We start from the raw sequence: 2,586 nt of genomic DNA, 5'->3' as shown, positions 1-2,586 counted from the left end.
GGCGTCTCCGTCGCGCCGCAAATCGCTTCCGATGATGTGGCGCTTGCCGCCGCACAGGGTTTCCGCACCATCGTCAACAACCGGCCCGATGGTGAGAGCCTGGATCAGCCGCCGGGCGCGGACATCGAAGCAGCGGCGCACGCGGCGGGGCTGGCGTATGTCGCCATTCCCATCGATCATACCGGCTTCAATCTCGATCAGGTCGAAGCGATGGTGAGCGCCTTGAACCATGGGCCGGTGCTGGCCTTCTGCCGTTCAGGCACGCGCAGTTGCAATCTGTGGGCGCTGGCGGCGGCAAAACAGGGCGGCGATCCCGCCGAAATCATCGCGGCGGCGGGTGAGGGCGGCTACAATGTTGCCGGGCTGTTGCCCTTGCTGAAGCAATTGGCGCCGCGCTGATGGACCGTTTGGGCATGCTGGCATTCTCCGTCCTCGGCGTGGTGGCTCTGGTCGTGCTGGCGCGACTGTTTGGTTTTGCGCGCCGGCCGCAGATTGCCGATGCAGCGCTGGCAGCGCGGTTGGTGGCGGAGGCGCTGCCGGGCTTTCGCGCCGCTGAAACCGCGGTCAGCCGCGATGGCAGCGGCGCGCTGGTGGCGGCGCACGATGGCCGCGTCGCGCTGGTGCGCCCGCTGGGAGACAGGTTCGTGGTGCGGCCGCTGCAGGCGCCCATCGTGGCCCGTGCCGGCGGCCTGCTGCGCGTGCGCCCCGATGAAGCGATGTTCCCCGAAACCAGCCTGGATCTCGGTGAGCCGGCGGCGCTGACGTGGGCGAACCGGCTGTGAGCTGGCAAGCCATCCTCAGCACCGATCCGGTGGCCATTGCCATCCCGGTGTTCGTGCTCAGCATCATCATCGAACTGGTGGCGGTGCGCATGGGCTGGCGCGGCGATTATGATTGGCGCGACACCGGCACCAGCCTGGCCATGGGCCTGGGCAACACCATCAGCGGCGCGCTGCTGGCCGGCAGTGTCACTGGCCTTGCGCTGTGGCTGTGGCAGCATCGGCTGTTCGATATCCCGGTGGCATGGTGGAGCTTTGCGCTGTGTTTCTTGGTCGATGATCTGGCCTATTACTGGATCCACCGCGCCGGCCACCGCATCCGCTGGGCCTGGGCGGCGCATGTCATCCACCATAGCTCGCAGCACTATAATCTCTCGACCGCACTCCGGCAGACGTGGACCGGGCTGTTCGGGCTGACCTTCATCATCAAGCTGCCGCTGTTCTTCATCGGATTTCCGCTGGAGCTGGTGGCCTTCTGCGGCGGGCTCAACCTGATCTACCAGTTCTGGATTCACACCGAAGTGATCGGGAAAATGCCGCGCTGGTTCGAAGCGGTGATGAACACGCCTTCGCACCACCGCGTCCACCACGGCACCAATCCGCGCTATCTTGATCGCAATTATGCCGGCGTGTTCATCGTGTGGGACAAATTGTTCGGCACCTTCGAAGCCGAACGCGCCGATGAACCGCCGCGCTATGGCATCATCCGCAACCTGGGAACCTTCAACCCCTTGTGGGTGGCGGTGCACGAATGGGTGGGCATCGCCCGCGATGTGGCCCGCGCCCGCAGTTTGAAAACGGCCCTTGTGGCGGCCTTCGGCCCGCCGGGCGCACTGTCGGGCGAAACCGCCGATGCTTTGCGCGCACAGTGGCAGGCCGAAACTGCACCGCCCGCATCGCCGCCGCCTGCTGCCGTTCCGGCTGAATGATCGGTCGAAACCCGCGCCGATCCTGTCCCGTCAATTCGCCGGCTGCAGCGATCCGTGAGCGAGTGTCAGATTTCTTTACAGTGGCGGATTGGCGGGGGACAGAAACGCGAGATTTTCTCGTATTTTCAGTGGTTAATATTGATTTACCAGCGTGGCATGCTCTTTGCTTGCATCATTTTGCCCCGTTTGACCGAGGGCCAAAACAGAAAGAGAGCAACATGGTCCGCAATCTTCTCATCGCCGCCGCTGGCGCGCTCATCACCGCAGCTGGCGCCGCCCAGGCGGCAACCGTCACCTTCATCCCGCCCAGCGATCCGACCGGACAGGTCTTTTCGACCAACAACAACGATGGCTACAGCGGGGGCCGCGGCGTGGTGTTTGTGCCGACCGCGAACTTCACGCTCGACAGCGTGGGCATCTTCCAGGATCTGTCCGAAGTCACGCTGAGCTATACGGTTGAGCTGGCGTCGGCGATCACTGGCAGCGTCGGTCCCGGCACCATCCTGCGTTCGGGCTCGGCGCTGGTTCTAACGTCGGGCCTGGAATGGATTGATTTCAGCTTCGCCAGCCTCAACCTCGACGCCGGCAGCGCCTATAACGTGGCGTTCTTCTTCAGCAGCAATTCGAATCAGAACTTCTTCTACAACCAGTCTGGTGCCGAACCCTACAGCCAGACCGGTTTAACCAATATCGATGGGTTCTCGGGCTATAACACCGGCAACTTCGTGTTGCCCCGCATTCGTCTCAATGGCGATGGGGCCGCCGTCGTTCCGGAACCGGGCACGTGGCTGATGCTGGTTGCCGGCTTCGGCATTGTCGGCGTCGTGCAGCGCCGCTCGGCCCGTCGCGACAAGGCCGTCGCAGCCTGACGCCGCCGG

General features: G+C 64.1%; 4 protein-coding genes. All 4 read left to right on the top strand.

All coding sequences use genetic code 11. The annotated features are described in order from the left end of the window. On the top strand, positions 1 to 399 hold a 399-nt coding region (locus tag RT662_RS04500; protein ID WP_313669505.1), incomplete at its 5' end, for a TIGR01244 family sulfur transferase. Next, the gene (locus RT662_RS04495; protein WP_313669504.1) at positions 399 to 782 is read left to right on the top strand and encodes a hypothetical protein; all 384 of its coding nucleotides are present in this window, start codon (positions 399 to 401) and stop codon (positions 780 to 782) included. The genes RT662_RS04500 and RT662_RS04495, both read left to right, overlap by 1 nt. Next, entirely contained in the window at positions 764 to 1,708 is a 945-nt protein-coding gene (locus RT662_RS04490; protein ID WP_313669503.1) for a sterol desaturase family protein, read from the top strand. Before RT662_RS04495 ends, RT662_RS04490 begins: the two co-directional genes overlap by 19 nt. Positions 1,709 to 1,875: 167 nt before the next feature. Continuing rightward, positions 1,876 to 2,577 (top strand): PEPxxWA-CTERM sorting domain-containing protein, encoded by a 702-nt coding sequence (locus RT662_RS04485; RefSeq protein WP_313669502.1) that lies wholly within the window; start codon positions 1,876 to 1,878, stop codon positions 2,575 to 2,577. The last annotated feature ends 9 nt before the right edge of the window (positions 2,578 to 2,586 follow it).

It is taken from the genome of Sandarakinorhabdus sp., from assembly GCF_032115815.1.
In the GTDB taxonomy this organism is placed as follows: domain Bacteria; phylum Pseudomonadota; class Alphaproteobacteria; order Sphingomonadales; family Sphingomonadaceae; genus Sandarakinorhabdus.
Note: the sequence above shows the minus strand (reverse complement) of the source record. Positions and strands in the feature narration are given on the sequence as shown.

What these genes read in the sequence shown, in the direction of transcription:
- RT662_RS04495 (WP_313669504.1), top strand. Translation starts at nt 399, where the DNA reads ATGGACCGTTTGGGCATGCTGGCATTCTCCGTCCTCGGCGTGGTGGCT.